Below are 21,820 nucleotides of genomic sequence, written 5' to 3' on the forward strand. Positions count from 1 at the left end.
TAGTACATCGTTCTATCTTAAAATGAGGTTGGAATTATGGAAGAAGAGCAAATAAAAAATCTCATTCTCTTCTTAAAAGGAAAGGGATTGAGAATCACACCGCAAAGAATGCAAATACTAACAGCTGTGTTTTTATTTGAAGGCCACCCTACTGTAGAGGATATCCAAAAAGAAATTCCTATTATTAGCTTGGCTACAATTTATAATAATCTAAAGCTGTTTGTTGAGCTTGGTATCATTGATGAGCTCCCTTATGGTAATGGAATTAGTCGTTATGAGTTTTATAAAACGAACCATTATCATGTGATTTGTGAATCCTGTGGAAAAATTGCCGATCTAAATTTCCCTGCCTTGACTGAAGTAGAAGAAATTGCTTCAAACATAACTGGGTACAAAATTCAAAAGCATCATATGGAAGTTTACGGTTTATGTCCAAAATGTCACGAAAAAAGCTGAATTAGGAAGGTGATAGGTCAATGGAGCAAGAAGGAAATAAATGCCCAATCTGCCACTCAAAAATTAAAAAGTTAAAACATAGCACAATATGTGCATGTGGAATTAAAATAAAAAAGGTTAAGGCTTTTTCATAATAATTTGCCCGGGGGAAGGTTCACAAACAACTCCTCATATCATTACACCTTCTCTCTATTCTTTTTAAATAAAAGAGAAAAAATGTTCCATGTTCATTTTACGCGATAAGTTATATTTACCTCCATCACCCCCTATCCATTAATTTGATGAATACTTCAAAATGAATTTTATAACTTTTTCATTCCAATAAAAGACGGATGACTTAACACTTAGCCTAAAAAAGAGAACGGCATCTATGGGATACAGCCCTCACGAACAATTGTTATAGAAGCATTGCCTTAGGTCCATTGCGTTCATAAAGACCATTTATCATTATTTATTTGCGTCTTCGATTGGCGAGGTGTAATTTATTTCAATCACAGCATTGCCATCCTTCTCTACCACTGTTCCCATATAATTAGGATGATGAAGCTGATGGTCTTTTTCGTTAACTACAACCTCCCCTAAAATAGAATCAAACGTTAAACCTTCTAAGGCTTTAATAATCGCTTTTGTTTCAGTTGTATCTCCTTTTTCGATTGCTTGAAAAAGCATTTTTGCTGCAATATAAGCTTCTCCATGATAGTTTGTCGGTTTCTTCTTTTTTCGCTTTTCAAAATTTGCTACAAATTCATTATTTGTTGGATTATCAATTGAATAATGGTAGTTGACATTTCCTGTTACCCCCACAGAATCGTTCCTTGTTGTATTAACAACAACATCTCAAAAAAGCCATCCAATATTTCTATTAGATGACTTTTCAACTGAATTTAATCTTTTTTATAATCTGGGATCTATTCGATCAGATTCCATTGCAAGTACACCTAAGACACATTCGTGCACTCTTTCAATTGATTCACCAGCTATGAATCGATTCAATCCTTCTATCCCTAATGAGAATTCGTTCAAGGCAAGCTTTTGTTTCTTCCCAGTATTTCTTTCTTTTAACCTTTGCAGATTTTCTGGCAGCAAGTAATCCATTCCATAAATAATATGCAAATACTTTCGCCCTCTTACTTTTATTGCAGGCTGTATGAGCTTGTTTTTATTTTTTGCAATATAATCACTTGGCTTAATGACAATTCCCTCGTGGCCGTCTCTTGTCATTTCTTCCCACCATCTAATGACTTCTTCCTCAGTGCTCTCATTATCTATCAGTTTATATTCTGTCTTAACAAACAAATCTGACAAGCTTGCCAATTGTTGATTCATTTCCATATGCCATTGATGAGACTTGTGAAATAATGTTTCATGGCTATGAGCCAGAATATGAAATGGAGCGATTTGGATAGAATTTGTATCTTTTACTTCCCAGCAATACTTCTGGAAAACTTGCTCAAAGGTTCGAGCGTTACTTAATTTGATTTCATTCTCTTTAGACCAAAGCTGAAGCTCGCTATTATATTCTAGAGCCGATGAAAGCTTTTTCTGAAGCATTTCTCTATCTAAAAGTGCATGATGCGCAACATACTCATATTGATTTTTAATTAAATCTTTCGCTTTTAGGTTCCATGGCATAATCTCGGCATCGAGCAGCACGAAGTCAGTACCATATTGATTAAAATAATTTGAAGCATGTAAATCATGATTTAGCTGTTTTACAATGTTTTCTTCAGTTCCTTTGTCAAAAAACCTTCGCCCTGTCCTGGTGTAAATCGTCCCTAAAGATTCTATTCCGGTATATTTACGTCCTTCTTCTTTATTCCTAAAAAGAAAGATAACCGCCCTGCTGCCCATATGCTTCTTCTCTGCAATTAATGAAGGTATTCCATTCGCACGATAATAATCAATCGCTTCCTTCGGGTGCTCCAAATAGTCTTCCAGTTTAGAAGCAATCGGCACCGGACTCATCGTTGGAGGAAGGTAAACGAGCTGTTCTATTGGAATCGTTGAGGTTGATATTAAGTCGATAGCCGGTTTTACATAATCAGCATGGATTCTTACTTCTCCATGGTTTTCTGTTAAAACTTTAAAACCATCTATGAAATTCCCTATATTGGGAGGATCAAGTCTCTTTGCCTTCCACTCTATAAGGGGATTTTGATCCTCTCCTGCATAATCTTCCAACGCATGAATTGAAGTAAAAGTTTTCTCAGGAAAACGATAGGCAGTAAGCTTCCCTCCAAAAACGACTCCTTGATCAATATTAATTGTGTTGTTCACAAGCAGTGGCTGAGGTTTAGGATCATGGCCCCAAACAATCAGTTGTCCATTTCGATGGTGAGTAAACCAATCTTTTCTGATAGGCTGATTGTTCTCATCAAAACCATCTGTATCACCAAACCTGCAAAAATCACTTATAACTTTAGATTGTTTGCCAATAAATTCATCTTTTATTCCAGCATGGGTGCAAACTAAAACAGGAATCCCATTTTTGATTACGATATAATGAGAAGGCACATTTAACAAAAACTCGCGCATTTTTGTTTTTTCAGATTCCCGGTGAATTTCATCTAATTCAGCCAACCATCTGTTTATCTCTTCAGCAGTTTTCTCATCCCCATGCTTTAATGACACGTCGCGTCCGTCAAGCCAACGTGCTATTTTCCACCCATGATTACTATCAATCATATAAGCAAAACCATTCTGCACATGCTTGATAAAAAATTGAATCGTTTTTAATGAGCTTGGTCCCCGACTCATAATATCTCCAAGTGATAAGAACTTTCGCCCAAAAGGATGTACATAGAATCCTTCGTCATTTTTTTCATATCCAAGTTTTTCAAGCAGCAGCATAAGTTCAGCAAAACATCCATGCACATCACCTATTATATCGATGCCAGGTCCGGTTTCAATTAGAAGTGGGTGATTATTTCTGCTCATTTGCAGATTTTCAGCTTCTTGTTCATTGATAAAATAAACTCTTGAAAATCCTTCTTTTTTTAATGATTTTCTCTCTTTTTTAAACGTTTGAAATTGCTGTTTAATCCTTCTTTTTCCTCTCGGTTGCTTACGGAGTAAATCTCTTTGCAGCACCGTTTCTTCCTTTGCATCCATTACAATGGCAGTTACCGGGAGATGGTACTTGTGCCCGAGGTTAATATATTTATTCCTCTCTTCTCCCTGTAGATGTGTCGCATCGACAAAGGTTGTTTTGTTTAATCTACATCTTGCTTCAATATTCGCATCCATCATCCTAAACGCTTCTTCCGCAAGGTTTTTATACTGATGAAAGAGAACATCTGCTTCATCAGGAGGATGCTGGTTCCAACTAATAAAATCTGTATCTCCAACTGCTAATCGATAGGCGTCGGAGCTTGTAATTTCCGTAGATTCTATGATTCCTTCTTCTACTAGTTTAGTAAGTAAAGTAGTTTTTCCGCTTCCAGAAGGTCCGATAACAAGAACGATACCTGTATACGGCAATGTGATATTCATTGTCATAGCTCCTCCCTTTCAAACACGCATATTTGAGTTGGTGATCCAAACTTTTCGTCTTCATCCCCAATTCCGGATATAGAACAAAGATAGGGATATCCATGTGAACGCTCATGACACCATGAGGTGAATTCTGTTCGTGTCAATTCAAAACGATGATCTTCATGCCGGTAATGCTGACCAAGATCATACCGTTCATTATACTCACTGTTTGGCGTAGTAATAATCAACAGCTTGGGCTGATACTGCCCAAGTATTGTATCCATTACTTTTTTCAATCGGTCAATATCAATATGTTCAATAACCTCGCAAAGAATCATGACATCTTTATGTTTTAATCTTTCATCATAATAAAACAGGGAGCCCCATATCGTTTGCGGCATATTAAACTGATTGTGTGATGCCGCTTCATTAAATCTCTTTGACGCTTTCAATGTTTCTCGTTCAGACGGCTCTACCGCAAGAATCTCCTTCACGCCATTAACAAATCCCAACTTTGTCGAAAGCTTCCCTTCACCGCTGCCAAAATCAACAATGCTTTCTTTGTCCTCCGCAGCATTTATGATTTGGATTATTCTTTCATATCTCTGAACATTTAAGCTCACTTTATCCTTTGATGGCACTGGCTTAGGGTTAATATTTGATTCTTCCATTTTGGCAAATAACTCTTTAAACCGCAAAGCCTTTTGAATAATGAATGATTTCTGCGGATGTGTGGAAAGCCACCCTTCACCATACCTTTCCAACTTTTCTCTTTCCTTTTCATCTATATAATAATGCTTATAGTTATCAATGACTGGAATGAGGACATATAGCTGACGAAGCCCCCTTTGTAAAGTTGTCTTTCCTTTTAAAACTAGATAGTGTGGAGATCCTTTGCCATAAGGATACATGAATGACAATTCAAATCCCAGTGGTCCAAATAAACCTTCTAGTTCTTTCTCTTTCAAGCTTGTAGAAACGGGTCCAAATGAAAAGGTATAGTCAAACTCATGGTCGACCCATTCACGATATTCATCTTTTGGCAAACCATTCAGTCCCGTTGACAGCGCGGAGCGGATAAAAGACAAGAAAATGCTGCTGACAGCAAATTCTCTATCATTTATATAATGCGTAATATCGTATGTATTTGCGCGGTCACGAGTCAACACAATCGGGTCAGGAACTGCATAGATAGTTGCTTCCACTTCATTATCAGTAAAACGGTCATAAAAAAGACGAATAATATGACCTTTATGATTACGCTCGTATAAATTTTCAGGGTTTTTCGCTAATAAATGCGATAAAACGTTTACCTTATCCCCTTTGGCATGAATCGTTAATTGCATTTCCTCACCTATTTTCAAAATTTAACATTATCATATCATTTTTTCTAAATATACTCACGATGAATTTTTATGGAAAACACACCATTTTTCTGGCTTTGGTCTAGTTAAATGCTAGAAAATCTAGTATCATAATATAATGATTATTTTTTGAAATGAGGAACGCTAACAATGAGTTTATTAACTGTAGATAAATTAAGTCATACATTTGGAGATCGCACATTATTCAAAGATGTTTCTTTTCGTCTTTTGGCTGAGGATCATGTGGGATTGGTCGGTGCAAACGGTGTTGGGAAATCAACATTAATGAATATTATTACTAGCCAGTTGATTCACGATTCCGGACGGGTTGAATGGACACCTAGTGTTCATTACGGATACTTGGATCAGCATACAGCGCTAACCCCTGGAAGAACGATGCGAGATGTATTGAGAGATGCCTTTCTTCCCTTATTTGAAAAAGAGAAGGAACTAAACGAAGTAACTGCAAAAATGGGAGATGCCACTCCTGAGGAGCTAGAGGAACTGTTAGATCAAATGGGTACGATCCAGGATGCCCTTGATGCAGGCGGGTTTTATTCAGTCGACTTAAAAATAGAAGATGCTGCAAGAGGCCTTGGTTTAGACGCTATCGGACTCGATCGTGATGTTGCTGCTTTGAGCGGTGGACAGCGGACTAAAGTTCTGCTTGCCAAGCTTCTGCTTGAACAGCCACAAGTACTGTTACTTGATGAACCAACAAACTATTTAGACGTTGAACATATCGGTTGGCTTTCCAATTATTTGAAAGAATATCCATATGCGTTTTTGCTAATCTCACATGATACAGAATTCATGAATGGTGTTTCTAATACAATTTTCCACTTGGAATTTTCGAAGTTATCACGTTATACAGCGAGCTATGATAAGTTTTTGGAGCTGGCTGAGATTAATAAGAATCAGCACATCAATGCGTATGAGAAACAAAAAGATTTTATTAAAAAGCAAGAGGACTTTATTGCGAAGAATAAGGCCCGTTACTCTACAACCGGCCGTGCAAAGAGCAGGCAAAAGCAGCTTGACCGCATGGAAAGAATTGATCGCCCGGAAACAGCTATGAAGCCAACCTTTGACTTTAAAGAATCCCGTTCAAGCAGCCGTTATGTTTTTGAAGGTGAAAACTTTGAAATCGGCTATACACACGCGCTGTTGCCGAAAATGTCTATCACCATTGAAAAAGGTGAAAAAATTGCGATTGTTGGCTGTAACGGAGTCGGAAAATCGACCTTATTGAAAACAATGCTTGGGAAAATTAACCCGATAAGCGGAAAAGTGGAGCGAGGAGACTTCCTCTTCCCGTCTTACTTTGAACAGGAAGTTAAAGCGGGAGACATCACCCCAATAGATGATGTTTGGAATGAATTCCCATCATTAGACCAGCATCAAGTACGTGCAGCACTGGCAAGATGCGGTCTGAAAAATGAACATATTTCCCGCCCACTAAGCCAGTTAAGCGGTGGAGAACAAGCTAAGGTTCGCTTAAGCAAGTTAATGATGAATGAAAGCAACTGGCTGCTTTTTGATGAGCCAACCAACCATCTTGATATCACAGCTAAAGAAGAATTAAAACGCGCACTGAAAACGTATAAAGGCACGATTGTTCTCGTATGCCATGAACCAGACTTTTATGAAGATTGGGTAACGAAGGTATGGAATGTGGAAGAATGGTCTGAACAACTAAATAAATCTTGATAAACCTTTACCAGCTTGAATACTGATTTAAGGCACTTCTGTAAAATGAAGTGCCTTATTTTATTTTCCACGTACAATCGCTAACTTCCCTAGTAATGCAGCTTCACTTTACCCAAGAATACATATATTGACCATCTTCAATGGCAGAAGCATTTTTCACAACTTTTAATGGCTTGAAGGTATCAATCATAACTGCAAGCTCTAATGTTTCTTTCTTGCCGATACTTCCTTCCGTCTTTCCTGGATGAGGTCCATGGGGAATACCACTAGGATGAAGTGTGATTGATCTTTCCTTTACGCCTTTCCGGCTCATAAAGTTGCCTTCAACGTAATAAAGAAGTTCATCACTATTCACATTGCTATGGTAATAGGGTGCTGGAATGGATTCTGGATGATAGTCAAATAATCTTGGAACGAAAGAGCATATCACAAACTGATTTCCTTCAAATGTTTGATGAACGGGTGGCGGCTGATGAACTCTGCCAGTAATCGGTTCGAAATCCTCAATATTGAAGATCCAAGGATATAAATAGCCGTCCCATCCTTCCACATCTAAAGGATGATGATTCAATACATGCGAGTGGAGGAATCCTCGGGTCTTAGTGATCACCTCATATTCTCCTAAATCATCGTACGTTTGCAGAGTTTCAGGCCCTCGGATATCCCGTTCGCAAAACGGGCTATGCTCTAATAATTGTCCATATTCATTCCGGTATCTGCTAGGAGTAGTGATTTGGCTAAACGATTCAACGAATAATACTTTCGTCGTATCATCATCTGGTATCAGTCTATAGATTGTTCCTATTGGGATGATTACATAATCTCCAGGTTTGTATAAAAGCGTGCCAAACATCGTTTCTACTTTTCCTGATCCGTAATGAATATAGAACAATTCATCACCATCGCCATTGCGATAGAAGCTATCCATCGATTGTGTTATGTTAGCTGTCCCTATGAGCAAATCATCATTTCCAAGCAAATATTCTCTTGCATCAAGCGCATTGCCTTTTCTCTCAATTTGGTCCGTATGTAAAAGGCGATGGCGTAGAGATCCCTGCTCCTCATATTCCGGAAGATAACTGCCAATCAACTCTGTTTTCACTACTTCTGTCGGCATGTAATGATGATATAAAATCGATTGAGTCCCAGAAAATCCTTTTGTTCCCATCACTTGCTCCCTAAATAAAGTGCCATCTTCCTTTTTAAACATGGTATGTCTTTTATGCGGGATTTTTCCCATTTGCCGATAATACATTTCATCCACCTCACTCATCTGAAATCTTGTTTGTTAGTTTGCCTAAACCCGTGATTTCAAGTTCGACTTCATCCCCATGCTTCAGCCACGGATGAACATCAGTACCCAGTTCAAGGATACAACCGGTTCCTACAGTACCAGAACCAATGATTTCACCTGGATATAAAGTAACTCCCTCTGATGCTCTTGCAATCATTTCACCAAAAGTATAATAAATATCGTTAAAATTCCCTTCAGATAACAGCGTGCCGTTTACTTTAGCTGTCATCATTAAATCATAACCATTTCCAACTTTATGTTCCTGAAGTTCATCTTTCGTAACAATATATGGACCTGCCGATGTAGCAAAATCTTTCCCTTTTGCTGGGCCTAGCCCTACTTTCATTTCTTTTCTTTGAACATCCCTTGCACTCCAATCATTCAAAATGCAATAGCCAAAAATATAATCCTCTGCGTCCACTGCCTTAATATCTCTGCCTTCCTTACCGATTATCACAGCAATTTCTAACTCATAGTCCATCCACTCGCAATTTTTCGGTCTTGAAATAAAATCGTTAGGAGCCTTTATATTAAGGTGATTAGAATAATAAAATGCTGGAAGCTCATACCACTCAGGGATCATATCAAGCCCTCTTTTTTCTCTAGCTGTCTTTACATGCTCTTCAAATGCATAAAAATCTCGAAAACTCTTTGGATTCGGCAGTGGCGCTGTTAATTTCACACTCGATAACGGATAAATCCCTTTTTTCGGATTATTCAACTTATTTATTTCAGACATATATAAATTGTGATTTTCAATGAAATCAAGCATAGTTTGAGGCAGTTTTCCTCCGGATGCTTCAAACATATCTACTACAAAATGCTCATCCTTCATCCAGCCTGCTCTTAATGAACTATCTTTTTGTTGAAAGGTTATGAATTTCATACGATCACCTCGCCTCCATTTTTCAATCTAGCTTCATGGTCTAGCTTCATTGCCTAAGAGCTCGAGGTCTTAAGTCAATCGATTAAACCTTTCTGCCGTCTTGCCTTAAGCTTGACGCCCCCTGAGCAAGGTGATTCAGTTTTTTATGTCCCGTTTTCCCTTTTAGGTGCAGGCGGTTCGTTTTTTCTTATTAGTTCAAATATATCTGTCATTGGTTTTGTATAAATATGGCCTGCCATTCTCCCAATTGGATTGAGTCCTGCAGAATTAATTCTGCCGCCTTCATAGAGATCTTCAGCGATGTGGACATGCACAACCTTACCAATGACCAGACTGCCTGCTCCAGCCTTATCGCCAAAATGAAGCACTTCCTGAAGTAGGCATTCAAAATGAACCTTAGATTCTTTCACTCTAGGAGGATTTACAATGCTGCTTTCTGCTTTTGTAAGCCCTGCTGCTTCAAGTTCATCCATATTGGACGGATAATCGGCTGCACATATATTCATCTGGTCAACAAAATCCTCGCTCACAATATTGATGACAAATTCCTTTGTTGTTTCAATATTTGCAAGTGTGTCCTTTTTAGAACCATCTGTTCCCTTTCTCATTGGTGAAAAGCAAATAAGCATTGGATCTGCACTTATCGCTGTGAAAAAACTAAAGGGTGCAGCGTTAACAATTCCATTTCTATCAACAGTAGTGACAAATGCGATTGGACGTGGCAGAATTGACCCCACCAGCAGCTTATAGGTTTCTTTCCAATTTAGATTCACAGGTGTAATTTCCAATTATAGAAAACCTCCTCTTTGGCTATATCATCTCTTTGACTACAGCCAAAAACGCTTCATTATCTTCTCTTTTTCCGAGGGTTATCCTGAGGGCATCATTAAAACCGTTATACTTCATTTGTCGGACGACCAATCCATTTTCAATTAACTTTGCGGATAAAGGAAGCTGACTGTATATATAAAGAAAGTTCGTTTCGGATGGAAAAAAGCTGATATCCCATTCTGTTAATTTTTCACTGACATACTCGATTTCTGCCTTATTTTTTCTTGCGCATTGCTGAACGAAACTCTGATCATTCAATGCAGCCAATGCCGCAGACTGGGCCAAGTGGTTGACATTGAAAACATCTTTAACTTTATTGATCTCCTTTATGATCTCTTCGTTCATCAGCCCATAGCCAATCCTAAGTCCAGCAATTCCGTAAATTTTAGAGAATGTCCTTAAAATGATTAAATTAGGATAATGTTTAAGCAAAGGAACAGATTGCAAATAGTTATCTGATGCAACATACTCATAATAGGCTTCATCAAGTACGATTAAGGTTTGTTTTGGTATTTCGTCTATGAAAGAAAGCAGCTGTTGTTTGCCAGTAATCGTTCCAGTAGGATTGTTAGGGTTGCATATAAATACCATTTTAGTATGTTTATTAATTTTGGCATGCATCGTTTCTAAGTCATGCTTCCCATTGGAAAGAGGAACTTTGATACATGTTCCACCCTCTATCCTGACATTTGTATCATAGCGGGGAAAAGTAATATCAGCCATTATCGCTTCATCATTCTGATTTATATAAGCTCTCGTGAGAAGACGTATGATTTCTTCGGAGCCATTGCCTATTAGAATATGATTTTTATCAATCTTGTAATGCTCTGCTAATTTATTTTTGAGCATCGCAGTCGTCCCGTCCGGATATAGATACAAGGAATGGGAATTGTTAATGATTGCTTCTTTAACTTGCTCTGAACAGCCATAAACATTTTCATTATCAGACATCTTCCGAACGGCTTGAAGATGATATTTTTGTTTTATTTCTTCAAGAGATTCTCCCAGCGGATAAGAAACAATCTCACTTAGACTCGTTTTTGTCCGAATATCTAACATCCAGCACCTCGCAGCCTGCTTAATATTTTGAAAAGAGGGAGTTCTATATCCCTCTTTTCAGTAAATGCTTATAAATTTCCACGTCTTTCTTGTTCACGTTCTATTGATTCAAATAATGCCTTGAAATTACCTTCACCAAACCCTCTTGCTCCTTTGCGCTGAATGATTTCAAGGAACAGCGTCGGCCTGTCTACCACTGGCTTTGTGAAGATTTGCAAAAGGTAGCCCTCATCATCACGATCAACTAAAATATTTAATTCTTTTAGCTTTTCAATATCTTCATCTATTTTGCCGATTCGCTCTGCAAGCATGTCATAATAACTGGAAGGTGTACTTAAAAACTCTACTCCATTTTTTTTGAGTGCGGCGACAGTGCTAACGATATCTTCAGTTAAAATAGCTAAATGCTGTACACCTGGACCATTGTAAAACTCCAGATATTCTTCGATTTGCGACTTTCTTTTTCCTTCAGCAGGTTCATTAATAGGAAACTTTATTCTGCCGCCATTATGCATCACTTTAGACATTAAAGCAGAGTATTCAGTTGTAATATCTTTATCTGTAAAATGCTTCATTTCCTTAAAGCCCATTACCTTAGCATAATAGTTGACCCATTCCTCCATTCTTTCTACATTTCCAACGACATGATCGATTCCGACAAATCCTGCCTCCTCATATGAAGCCTCGCTATCGTATGGTTGGAAGCCGGGCATAAAAGCACCGGTATACTGATTTCGCTCGACAAGTGTATGGATTGTATCACCATATGTACCGATTACTGCTTTTTTAACTGAACCATGCTCATCTTTTATTTCAAAAGGAGGCTGAATGGCGATTGCTCCTCTTTCAACGGCCGCATTGTAAGCACTTTCAACATTGTCCACTGTTAAAGCTATATCTTTTACACCATCACCATGCTTTTTAACAAAGTCACTTATCCTTGTTGTGTCATTTAATGAGCCTGTGATTACTAAACGGATTTTTTGCTGCTGCAGTACGTAGGAAACTGTTTCTCTATTGCCTGTTTCTAAACCAGAATACGCAACTGGTTTAAAACCAAAGGCAGTGCAGAAAAAGTAGCTTGATTGTTTTGCATTACCTGTAAAAATTTCTAAATAATCAACTTCTTTAACCGGAAAAAAATCCTCGGTTTTCGATTCCCTTGGCAACATTTTTTCTTTCATTCTATTCCCTCCATTTTTTAAAAATATTTAATATTTTGAATACATAATATACGAAAGCAGCCGGCAATCTCAAGAGTTTAAGTTAAAGCTATAATGCACTTATGCGGTAAAGGAAATCTATTAAGCTTTTTGTTTTTTCTCCTTTGGTTTGGAAAAAATATGAATGGCCTGATTTCTAAGAGCTTCTGCGGCTTCCATCATCCCTTCATTTATACTCGGATGCGGGTATAGGGGAGCGATTAAATCCTCATCTCTAGCTGCCATCTCAAGCGTGGTGATTCCATTTGAAATCAGTTCTATCACACCCTCACCCATCATATGAATACCCAATAAAACATGATTTTCTTTATCCATTATAATTTTTACAAATCCTTGCTTTTTCCCTATAACACTTGCATAACCATTTCCTGATAATGGATAATGACCAATCTCTACTTGGTATCCCTCTTGAATAGCTTGTTGTTCTGTTAACCCAGCACTTGCAATAGGAGGCCTTGTATGGGCGACAGTCGGTATGAAGCGGAGATCTGCATCTGCACAAATGCCTGTAAGTGCTTCTGCTGCAACTTTTCCTTGTTTAATCGCCTTAACCGCTAGTGCAGGGCCTTGAGTCACATCACCAATCGCATAAATATGAGACAACGAAGTCCGACATTGCTCCGTGACGTGGATAAAGCCTAAACCATCAGTTGAAATGCCAATGCGGTCCAATCCCATTTCCTTCGTATTTGGCTGTATCATAGAAGCAATAAAAAGATGACTAGCTACTATTTCCTGTACAATTCCATTCAAATGAAAGCTGGCTGTAATCGATTCTAGGCATTGACTTACAGCAAATTTTTTGGCATTCTTAATCACTTTAATTTGATTTCTTTTTAAGTTCCTGATTAACTCACGGTTAATCGATAAGTCAAATGAAAAGTCATCTTCTGCTATTACAATCGTTACTTTAGAACCTAATGCCTGAAATGCCATAGCTATTTCGATAGATAAATAGTCACTTCCATAAATAAGCAGTGTTTCTGGCAAGACTTCCAGGCTTGTGATCGAAAAGGAATCATGTATCCTAAGATAATCCGGTGTGATTCCATCATGCTGTAATGGAGAACTGCCAGTAGCAATGACTGCATGCGCAAAGCGATAAACATCGTACTGCTCACCATTTTCTACACCAATCTTGTTTTCTGTTAGAAAAAAAGCGGACCCTTTAATCATCTCGATTTGATTAGACTCACATAATGCGGAGATCCCTTTCTTTAATTGATCAATTGTTTTCATCTTATAAGCATGAAGCTTATCAAAATGAAATAAAAGTTGATTATATTCGATCCCAAACGCTATGTTTTCCTTTGATGTCATATAGCTGTCAGCGGCTCTTGTCAGGATCTTTGATGGAATACAGCCTTGATTTAGACACACGCCACCAAGCTCTGATCTTTCGATAAGCGTCACTTTTTTGCCTAACTGTGATGCGCGGATCGCTGCCTGATACCCACCTGCTCCCCCACCGATAATGACGAGATCTCTTTCATGTGCTAATTCCCCTACAACCATTAAACCATCTCCAAAATGAGCATTTTCGGATCTTTTATTAACTGTGCAAAGCGGTTTGTAAAACGGACAGCATTTCCCCCGTCAGCGACCCGATGATCAAATGACATAGACAGGTTCATCATTGATCTGATAATAATCTGATCATCATCAGTAACAACCGGCATTTTCTTCGTTTTATGAAAGGATACCAACGCTACCTGTGGCTGTTGAATAATCGGCGTAGCTCCTATACTTCCACCAAGAGGACCTACATTACTAATAGTAAATGTCCCGCCAGTGATATCTTTCACATTCAATCGATTAGCAATCGCTTTCTTTGTCAATTCTTTCATTTCCAAATGAATTGTACGAATTGATTTGCGTTCAGTATTGCGAATAACAGGCACAATCAGCCCATCTTCTGTATCAACGGCAACACCCATATGATGTTCTTTACTGAGAATAATGATTTCTTTGTCCTCATCAAGTTTAGCGTTGAAAATAGGAAACTCCTTTAGGCAAATCGAAAGCGCTTTAAGGAAAAAGGCTGTAGCAGAAATGTCTCTATCTAGCTCCTTTAATTCTTTTCTAAAGAGTATGAGATCAGTCACATCGATTTCTTCAAAATGCGTGCAATGGGGAATGGTATTGATTGATTGAGCCATTTTTGCCGCAATTTGCTTCCTTCTTCCCCGAAACGGTATCGATACAAGAAGCTGAGGTCCAGATTGTTCAGAAGATTCCTGTTTGACTGATTTTATCGGTTCTTTGACTGCTTCATCATTTGATTCTTCAATAAAGCGATAAACATCTTCATCGATTATCCGTCCTGATACTCCTGATCCTATAACTTTTTCAATTTCAATTCCATTTTCCCTAGCTATTTTTCTAGTATAAGGCGAAGCTAGAATTCTCTGTTTTTGACTATGAAAGTTAACATCTTGGTAGTGGGGAGCTGGTGCTAAAGTTGACTGAATCGGTTTCTCGGCATGGTGGTCATTCTTTATAATTAATAAAGTTGTGCCAACAGGAACTGTTTGCCCCTGTTTAACTTTATATTCCCCAACAATGCCAGCTATGGGTGAAGGAATTTCTGCGGTCATTTTATCTGTTTGCACTTCCACAACCGGCGTATCTGCTTGAACAACATCTCCGGGTTTAACTAAAAAGCTGACAATGTCTGCTTCTGTCATACCCTCTCCAATATCGTGAAGTTTTACTTCCATGGCTTCCCTCCTAGAATTTAATCACTTTTTCGATCGCATGTTTGATTCTTTCTGGCGTTGGCAAATAATGATCTTCAAATCCGAAATACGGCACTGGCGCATCAAACCCTGTTACTCTCTCAACAGGCGCTTTTTGATATAAAAAAGATGTATCGTTAATGATTGCTAATATATCATTGCCTAATCCTCCAGTGGCATGGGCCTCGTGAACGACAACTGTTCGCCCTGTTTTTTGCACTGATTCTGCAATCATATCTTTATCTATGGGAAAAAGGGTTAGCAAATCAATCACTTCACAATTGATTCCTTTCTCTTTTACAGCCTTAGCTGCTTCCATCACTTCCGGAATCATTGCCCCCCAGGCGATTAGCGTAACATGCTCACCTTCCATTCTTTTTTTTGCTTTCCCAATTTCCACGGTATATTTCCCATCAGGGACTTCATCCCTAACTGATCGATACAGTCTCATTGGTTCTAAAAAAAGAACGGGATCAGGATCCTCAATGGCTGCTATCAACAGCCCTTTAGCATCATACGGGTTGGATGGGCACACGACTTTTATGCCCGGCATATGCGTGAAGATAGCTTCTGTACTATCGCAGTGGATTTCAGGTGCTCTCACACCTGCTCCGTACGGGGCGCGAATCACCATTGGCACGGTGAAATGCCCCATCGTTCTCATTCGCAGCCGGCTGGCATGAGTTACGATTTGTTCGTATGCAGGATAAATAAAGCCGAGGAATTGGATTTCAATGATTGGTAAAAATCCATTCACTGCCATACCAATACCTGCACCGACGAAACCCGCCTCACTTAATGGGGTATCTATCACACGGTCTTCTCCATATTTGTCTTGCAGCTTGTCAGTCGCTCTAAATACCCCACCATTTTTACCAATATCTTCACCTAAAAGAATCACTTCTTCTTTTTCTTGCAGCATCGTGTCCAACCCATCAGTTATTGCTTGAACGAGTGTCAAAGTTTTAACCTTCACAGCTGTTTGCACTAAATTTCACCCCCAATTAGATCAAAATATTCCTTTTTCTGCTTCGCAATTTGCCAAGTAGGTTCAGCAAACACATGATCAAATATATCGGCAGGATCAGCTTTAGGGAAAGCTTCCATTTCTTTTACTGCTTCCTCTACTTCTGTTATTGCTTCTTCTTTCACCGTTGTTGCCCAGCTTTCGTCATACAAGCCTTCGTTCTTTAGCCACCTCTCTACTCTTATGATTGGATCATCCTCTTCCCGTCGTTTCACATTCTCGACTTGGTCTCGATATTTAGCTGGGTCATCTGAGGTGGTGTGGGCGCCATATCGCCATGTTACGGCTTCAATCAAAGTTGGTCCCCCTCCATTACGTGCACGTTCGAGTGCCTGCAGCGTTTCAAAATATGCAGTGAAAACATCATTTCCATCAATACGGATCCCTGGAATATCATAAGCTAATGCCTTTTGAGCAATGGTTTTAGAATTCATCTGCTTACTGATTGGCACAGAAATCGCAAATTGATTATTTTGATTAAAGAAGACGACAGGTGCACGCATAACGCTTGCGAAATTTACTCCCTCATGAAAGTCACCTTCAGATGTCGCTCCATCGCCAAAATAAGCAATTGCTGCTGATGTACTTCCTCTTTTTCTTTCTGCATAGGCTGCTCCCGCTGCATGAGGTATTTGTGTTGCAATAGGAATGCCTGGAGGAAAGATATTTTTCCCTTTCGGAGGAATGCACCCTTCATTCCTGCCATTCCAGAATAAAAGTACTTTGCTTAGTGAATGACCAAATACGATGGCCGCTCCATGATCTCGATAAGTCGGAAACATCCAGTCACCTTCAGCTAGCGCCATCGCACTTCCTACTTGTGCAGCTTCCTGGCCTTCGAACGGGGCATATGTCCCGATCCTGCCTTGTCTTTGCAAACTAATGGCTTTCCTGTCAAACGTCCGAATTCTAATCATCTGTTTGTAAAATTTCTTTGCTAATTCTGCTGTCATCTTTTCTTTATATTCAGGTAATGCTATTTTTCCGTTAACATCAATGATTTGCCGAATCGGAAACTGATTCTCCATCATCTCACCCTTCACCATTTAATAGAATTGTGATTATTCTCACCTGCGAATATTCAACCCCTGATATCCCATTTTGGCCGCTTCATATGAGAGAAAAAGCTATTGCGGCGTGTCCGTGCATCAATCCGGTTTTCGCAAAACTGATTAGCTGCTTCCACTGTAGTAATTCCATGATATTGAGAATATTCATACACATTCAGCAAAGAAGTGTAAATTGCTTTTGTCTTTTGCAGCACTCTTTCTTTGTTTGGCGTATATAATTCATCTGCCACCTGGATTAAGCCGCCTGAATTAACAATATAGTCTGGTGCATATAGGATGCCTCTGTCCTTGAGTGTTTGGCCATGGCGATTTTCTAACAGCTGATTATTAGCTGATCCTGCAACTCCCTGAACTTTTAACAGGCTGATTGTTTCATCATTTAGAATGCCTCCCATAGCACATGGCACAAAAATATCTGCGGGTGCAGAATATATTTCTTGGCTGTCTAATACTTTTACTGCTGATCCATGGGATTTTGCCTTTAAGAGGAGCTGACCAAGAGCATGGTCATTAATATCAGTGACATATAAATCCGCTCCCTCATCCATCAAACGTTCAGCGACTTTCATCCCGACCTTCCCAAGCCCTTGAATGGCATAGCTTCTCCCTGCCAAATCGTCGGAACCAGTCAGCGCCTTATTTGTAGCTTGCAGTCCATAGATCACTCCCTGCGCCGTTGGTACAGAAGAGTCACCGCTACCCCCGTAAACCTCATCTACCCCAACGATGCAATTCGTCTCTTTTAAAGCATGAATAAAATCCTCTGGACTTGTGCCCATGTCCGTCCCTGTATAGAATCTTCCATGTAAAGATTCAACATATTGCCCGAAAGCACGAAATAACTCTGGGGATTTATCACTGTTAGGATCTCCGATAATGACCGCCTTTCCGCCGCCGAAATCCACATCAGCAGCTGCACACTTATAGGTCATTCCTTTTGAAAGGCGCAAGCAATCCTCGAGTGCCTCCGCTTCACTTTTATAAGGAAACATTCTGCAGCCGCCGAGAGCAGGACCGAGCCTTGTGCTATGAATGGCAATAATCGCTCTTAATCCAGTTCCTTCATCATTGCAGAAAATCACTTGTTCATGCTCTTTTATTTTTTGAAAAACATCCTCCATGAAACTTCCCCCTTATCTATTGTTAGCGCTTTCATATTTTTTTTAGCTGATTAACCTTTTTCAATTTATAAATGTTTAACTCTGAAAAACTAGTTTTGATGAAGCAGCTTAAAAATTTTACTCCTTGGGAGAACTACTTGTGTGACCGTCCCTTCTCCTATTAGTCTATGCTTTTCATAAACTGTCACATTCGTATGTACCACATCATTTTTAACTTTTGCTACCCTCGCTGTAATCGTCAATTCTGATTCATTTACTGCAGGAGCGATATGTCTGGCAGAGACATCAACGCCCATCCCTTCTTCATGACTCTCAAGATAGGGCAGAATGATTTTCCTTGACACCCATTCCATATGATAAATCATTGAAACAGTTGAATATGCTTGATGAACAGTATGCCCTTCAAATTGGGCAAACATCTCTGGAGTGACCACAACATGAATAACAGCCTGATGACCTTCCTCCAGACCATGTTTCATATCATCCCTCCTATCTTTTTAAATGATAATTCGCATGACGTTTATTTAACGATATGATACCATTACGTTTAATGAATAGTCAATTAATTACAAAATTTTGTGAATACTATTTATTTTTCAAAAATAAGAGGATTAACTAGGAATCCTAATTAATCCTTTCAACATCAAATTATGTGAGAAGAGCGCGATCACTTGCCAATTTCGTACCTCTAATTCGCTGAAACTCATTAAGCAGCTGCTCAATCGTCAGTTTTTTCTTCTGTGACTCGTCCACTACTAAAATGATTTGACCTTTATCCATCATAATCAGTTTATTGCCAAGATCTAATGCCTGCTGCATATTATGTGTAACCATTAAGGTCGTAAGATGATACTTTTTCACAATTTCCTTCGTAAGATTTGTAATCAGCTCTGCTCTTGCAGGGTCTAAAGCCGCTGTGTGTTCATCTAACAATAAAATCGAAGGTTCTGTAAAGGTTGCCATCAATAATGACAATGCCTGTCTTTCCCCCCCAGAAAGAAGTCCCACTTTAGCTGTTAATCTGTCTTCTAGGCCCAAATGCAGGGATTCAAGCACTTCTCGGAATAGATCTTTACGCTGTTTTGTTACGCCTTTCCGCAGCGTTCTGTTCTTATTTCTTGAATAAGCCATAGCTAAATTCTCTTCTATTGTCATCGATGGGGCGGTCCCTGCCATTGGGTCCTGGAAAACACGACCGATCATTTTTGCCCTTTTAAATTCAGATATTGTGCTGACATCTTGTTTATCAATCGTGATTGTTCCCATATCAGGAAGCATTACACCTGATATGATATTCATCAAGGTTGATTTGCCAGCCCCATTACTGCCAATTACAGTAACAAAATCACCTTCATTCATAGTATGGTTGATGCTGTCTAGCGCAATTTTTTCATCAGGAGTCCCTTCATTGAACACTTTATGAATGTGATTTAAATGAAGCATCAGCCTCCCCCTTTCCATCAGGGTTCATTGCGATTCTTTCTGATTGCCGCTTCGCTTTTCTCTTCTTCTCTTTAGTCTTATCAATCAATTTCGGCATGATCAGTGCAAGAATAACAATCGTAGCAGTAATGAGTTTCATATCACCAGGCTCAAGAAATTCAACCCTTAATGCTAAAGTAACAACAATGCGATAAATAATGGCTCCGCCAATAACAGCCAGCGTTGTCCTGGCAATCGTTTTCGTTCCAAATAAAGCCTCACCGATAATCACTGATGCAAGACCGATGATAATCATCCCGATGCCCATTCCGACATCAGCAAACCCACCTTGCTGGGCAATGAGCGCTCCTGAAAATGCAACCATCGCATTTGATAAACCTAAACCGAGAATAACCAATAAATTTGTATTGCCCGAAAGGCTTCGAATCATTCTTTTATTATCGCCAGTAGCACGCAAAGCTAAGCCGATCTCCGTTTGCAGAAATCTATCAGTTAACAGCTTAATGGCAAACGTCACTATAATCATGAATATTAGGATTCCCCATGTTCTTGGTACGCTATCTCCTAATCCGACAGCAGTAAAAATACTGTTGAATATACTATCTAATCCTGTTTTATCCCATGCATCTCTTACGTGAGTTATTGCGGTGTCTGTATTCAGCAAGGGGACATTTGATTTACCCATAATTCGCAAGTTTATAGAATACAACGCAATCATCATTAAGATACCTGAGAGAAGTGCGTTGATTTTGCCAAAAGTATGGAGGATGCCTGTTAGACATCCTGCAATAAATCCAGCTGCAAGTGCAACTAGAGTTGCAATAAACGGGTTTATTCCGCTTACGATCATCGTCGCGGCAACAGCTGCCCCAGTTACAAAGCTGCCATCCACTGTTAAATCAGGAAAATCGAGCACCCGAAAGGATAAATATACTCCGAGCGCCATAATTGCATATATGATTCCGGATTCAAATGCTCCAAAAATAGCTGTCGGCACTACAAACCACATCCTCCATTATTCTTAATGAAATTCTGCGCTTTCTCCCCATTCTTCTTTCACTTCAACACCTTGATTTTCAGCTGCCTTTTTATTAATTACAAGCTTTAGACTACTTGGAAGCTCCACTGGAATATCAGCAGCCTTTTTGTTTCCCTTTAGTATCTCCGCAGCCATTTTGCCAGTTTGGTAGCCAATATCATAATAATTGAATCCGCTTGCTGCAACTGCCCCGCGTTCCATTGAATCCAGCTCGCCAACAAACAGTGGGATTTTTTTACTATCGGCCACTGAAATCACTGATTCGAGAGCGGAAACAACAGTGTTATCAGTCGGAATATAAATGGCATCTACTCTTCCTACAAGGGATTCAGCAGCCTGCTTTACTTCTGCTGATGTTGAAATAGAGGCTTCAACTACTTTAGCACCCTTTCCATCAGCTAATTTCTTCACTTCTTCAACTTGGACTTCAGAATTTTGTTCCCCAGCATTATAAATAACACCTATATTCTTTGCCCCAATCTCATCAACAATGAAGTTTAACGTGGTTTCCGTAGCATCTGGATGATAATCAGTTGTACCGGTAATGTTTTCTCCCGGTTTATCAAATGCTTCTACTAGACCTGCGCCAATCGGATCGGTTACCGAAGTGAACAAAATTGGAATATCTTTTGTAGCATTGAGGGCGCTCACTGCACTAGGCGTGGCATTAGCAAAAATAAGATCAACTTTATCACCGACAAAGTTATTAGCAATTGTCTGTGTATTATTCATATCTGCTTGTGCATTTTGCATGTCAAATTTAATATTGTCACCTTCCTTAAAACCCTCATCTTCCAGTGCCTTTTTAAATCCTTCTGAAGCAGCATCCAATGAAGGATGCTCGGCAAACTGTGTCATGCCGATGTTAAACACCTTCGTTTTTTCTTCCTTCTTCTCTGTTGCTCCATTTGAACTCTCCTGCCCACAGCCGCTCATTACAAGCATGCTAACAGCCAGAACGCCACATAGGGTCTTAATCGATTTTTTCATAAAGAAACCCCCTTCTCAATCCATTAATTTGTAAAACAAATTACATTTTTTCCGATGATTAATTAATGCGATTTCATCATCGACAATCAAAATAA

General features: G+C 39.2%; 19 protein-coding genes. 2 read left to right on the forward strand and 17 right to left on the reverse strand.

Annotated features, from left to right (window positions below):
• The first annotated feature begins 36 nt into the window (after positions 1 to 36).
• Positions 37 to 456, forward strand: coding sequence for a Fur family transcriptional regulator (locus tag J2S17_RS07230; protein ID WP_307473338.1), 420 nt, complete (start codon positions 37 to 39; stop codon positions 454 to 456).
• 447 nt (positions 457 to 903) lie between these two features.
• Here J2S17_RS07230 and J2S17_RS07235 read toward each other — a convergent pair whose 3' ends face one another.
• The 3 genes from J2S17_RS07235 to J2S17_RS07245 all read right to left on the reverse strand — a co-directional run bounded on the left by J2S17_RS07235 (position 904) and on the right by J2S17_RS07245 (position 5,276).
• Complete coding sequence (locus J2S17_RS07235; protein ID WP_307473340.1) at positions 904 to 1,260, reverse strand: ABC transporter substrate-binding protein; 357 nt, start codon at positions 1,258 to 1,260, stop codon at positions 904 to 906.
• A gap of 90 nt (positions 1,261 to 1,350) precedes the next feature.
• Positions 1,351 to 3,948, reverse strand: coding sequence for a polynucleotide kinase-phosphatase (locus J2S17_RS07240; protein WP_307473341.1), 2,598 nt, complete (start codon positions 3,946 to 3,948; stop codon positions 1,351 to 1,353).
• Between the two features lie 2 nt (positions 3,949 to 3,950).
• Positions 3,951 to 5,276, reverse strand: a complete 1,326-nt coding sequence (locus tag J2S17_RS07245; RefSeq protein ID WP_307473343.1) for a methyltransferase domain-containing protein — start codon at positions 5,274 to 5,276, stop codon at positions 3,951 to 3,953.
• A 168-nt stretch (positions 5,277 to 5,444) separates the two neighbouring features.
• Between J2S17_RS07245 and J2S17_RS07250 the strand changes: the two genes are divergently transcribed.
• Positions 5,445 to 7,004, forward strand: a complete 1,560-nt coding sequence (locus J2S17_RS07250) for an ABC-F family ATP-binding cassette domain-containing protein (protein ID WP_307473345.1) — start codon at positions 5,445 to 5,447, stop codon at positions 7,002 to 7,004.
• 103 nt (positions 7,005 to 7,107) lie between these two features.
• Here the strand turns inward: J2S17_RS07250 and J2S17_RS07255 are convergent, their stop codons facing one another.
• The 14 genes from J2S17_RS07255 to J2S17_RS07320 form a co-directional block, all read right to left on the reverse strand.
• Positions 7,108 to 8,259 carry a homogentisate 1,2-dioxygenase gene (locus J2S17_RS07255; protein ID WP_307473347.1) on the reverse strand — a complete coding sequence of 384 codons (1,152 nt, stop codon included), beginning with the start codon at positions 8,257 to 8,259 and terminating at the stop codon, positions 7,108 to 7,110.
• A 10-nt stretch (positions 8,260 to 8,269) separates the two neighbouring features.
• Positions 8,270 to 9,184, reverse strand: coding sequence for a fumarylacetoacetate hydrolase family protein (locus J2S17_RS07260; protein ID WP_307473349.1), 915 nt, complete (start codon positions 9,182 to 9,184; stop codon positions 8,270 to 8,272).
• Between the two features lie 143 nt (positions 9,185 to 9,327).
• Positions 9,328 to 9,972, reverse strand: coding sequence for a flavin reductase family protein (locus tag J2S17_RS07265; protein WP_307473351.1), 645 nt, complete (start codon positions 9,970 to 9,972; stop codon positions 9,328 to 9,330).
• A 22-nt stretch (positions 9,973 to 9,994) separates the two neighbouring features.
• Positions 9,995 to 11,074: a histidinol-phosphate transaminase gene (hisC, locus tag J2S17_RS07270; protein ID WP_307473353.1), complete on the reverse strand. Its 1,080-nt coding sequence runs from the start codon at positions 11,072 to 11,074 to the stop codon at positions 9,995 to 9,997.
• 68 nt (positions 11,075 to 11,142) lie between these two features.
• Positions 11,143 to 12,258 (reverse strand): 4-hydroxyphenylpyruvate dioxygenase, encoded by a 1,116-nt coding sequence (gene hppD, locus J2S17_RS07275; protein ID WP_307473354.1) that lies wholly within the window; start codon positions 12,256 to 12,258, stop codon positions 11,143 to 11,145.
• 120 nt (positions 12,259 to 12,378) lie between these two features.
• Positions 12,379 to 13,812: a dihydrolipoyl dehydrogenase family protein gene (locus J2S17_RS07280; RefSeq protein ID WP_307473356.1), complete on the reverse strand. Its 1,434-nt coding sequence runs from the start codon at positions 13,810 to 13,812 to the stop codon at positions 12,379 to 12,381.
• Positions 13,812 to 15,017 (reverse strand): dihydrolipoamide acetyltransferase family protein, encoded by a 1,206-nt coding sequence (locus tag J2S17_RS07285; protein WP_307473358.1) that lies wholly within the window; start codon positions 15,015 to 15,017, stop codon positions 13,812 to 13,814. The genes J2S17_RS07280 and J2S17_RS07285 overlap by 1 nt, the downstream gene beginning before the upstream one ends.
• Before the next feature lie 10 nt (positions 15,018 to 15,027).
• Entirely contained in the window at positions 15,028 to 16,023 is a 996-nt protein-coding gene (locus J2S17_RS07290) for an alpha-ketoacid dehydrogenase subunit beta (protein WP_307473360.1), read from the reverse strand.
• On the reverse strand, positions 16,023 to 17,090 hold the full coding sequence (pdhA, locus tag J2S17_RS07295; protein ID WP_307473361.1) for a pyruvate dehydrogenase (acetyl-transferring) E1 component subunit alpha: 1,068 nt from the start codon (positions 17,088 to 17,090) through the stop codon (positions 16,023 to 16,025). The genes J2S17_RS07290 and pdhA overlap by 1 nt, the downstream gene beginning before the upstream one ends.
• A gap of 53 nt (positions 17,091 to 17,143) precedes the next feature.
• Positions 17,144 to 18,253 (reverse strand): Leu/Phe/Val dehydrogenase, encoded by a 1,110-nt coding sequence (locus J2S17_RS07300; RefSeq protein WP_307473363.1) that lies wholly within the window; start codon positions 18,251 to 18,253, stop codon positions 17,144 to 17,146.
• A gap of 89 nt (positions 18,254 to 18,342) precedes the next feature.
• On the reverse strand, positions 18,343 to 18,732 hold the full coding sequence (locus J2S17_RS07305; protein ID WP_307473365.1) for a thioesterase family protein: 390 nt from the start codon (positions 18,730 to 18,732) through the stop codon (positions 18,343 to 18,345).
• A 169-nt stretch (positions 18,733 to 18,901) separates the two neighbouring features.
• The gene (locus J2S17_RS07310; RefSeq protein WP_307473367.1) at positions 18,902 to 19,696 is read right to left on the reverse strand and encodes an ABC transporter ATP-binding protein; all 795 of its coding nucleotides are present in this window, start codon (positions 19,694 to 19,696) and stop codon (positions 18,902 to 18,904) included.
• Positions 19,671 to 20,693 (reverse strand): ABC transporter permease, encoded by a 1,023-nt coding sequence (locus J2S17_RS07315; protein WP_307473754.1) that lies wholly within the window; start codon positions 20,691 to 20,693, stop codon positions 19,671 to 19,673. The genes J2S17_RS07310 and J2S17_RS07315 overlap by 26 nt, the downstream gene beginning before the upstream one ends.
• 24 nt (positions 20,694 to 20,717) lie before the next feature.
• Positions 20,718 to 21,725 carry an ABC transporter substrate-binding protein gene (locus J2S17_RS07320; protein ID WP_307473369.1) on the reverse strand — a complete coding sequence of 336 codons (1,008 nt, stop codon included), beginning with the start codon at positions 21,723 to 21,725 and terminating at the stop codon, positions 20,718 to 20,720.
• Between the last annotated feature and the right edge of the window lie 95 nt (positions 21,726 to 21,820).

The sequence above is a fragment of the Cytobacillus purgationiresistens genome (genome assembly GCF_030813235.1).
GTDB lineage: Bacteria > Bacillota > Bacilli > Bacillales > Cytobacillaceae > Cytobacillus > Cytobacillus purgationiresistens.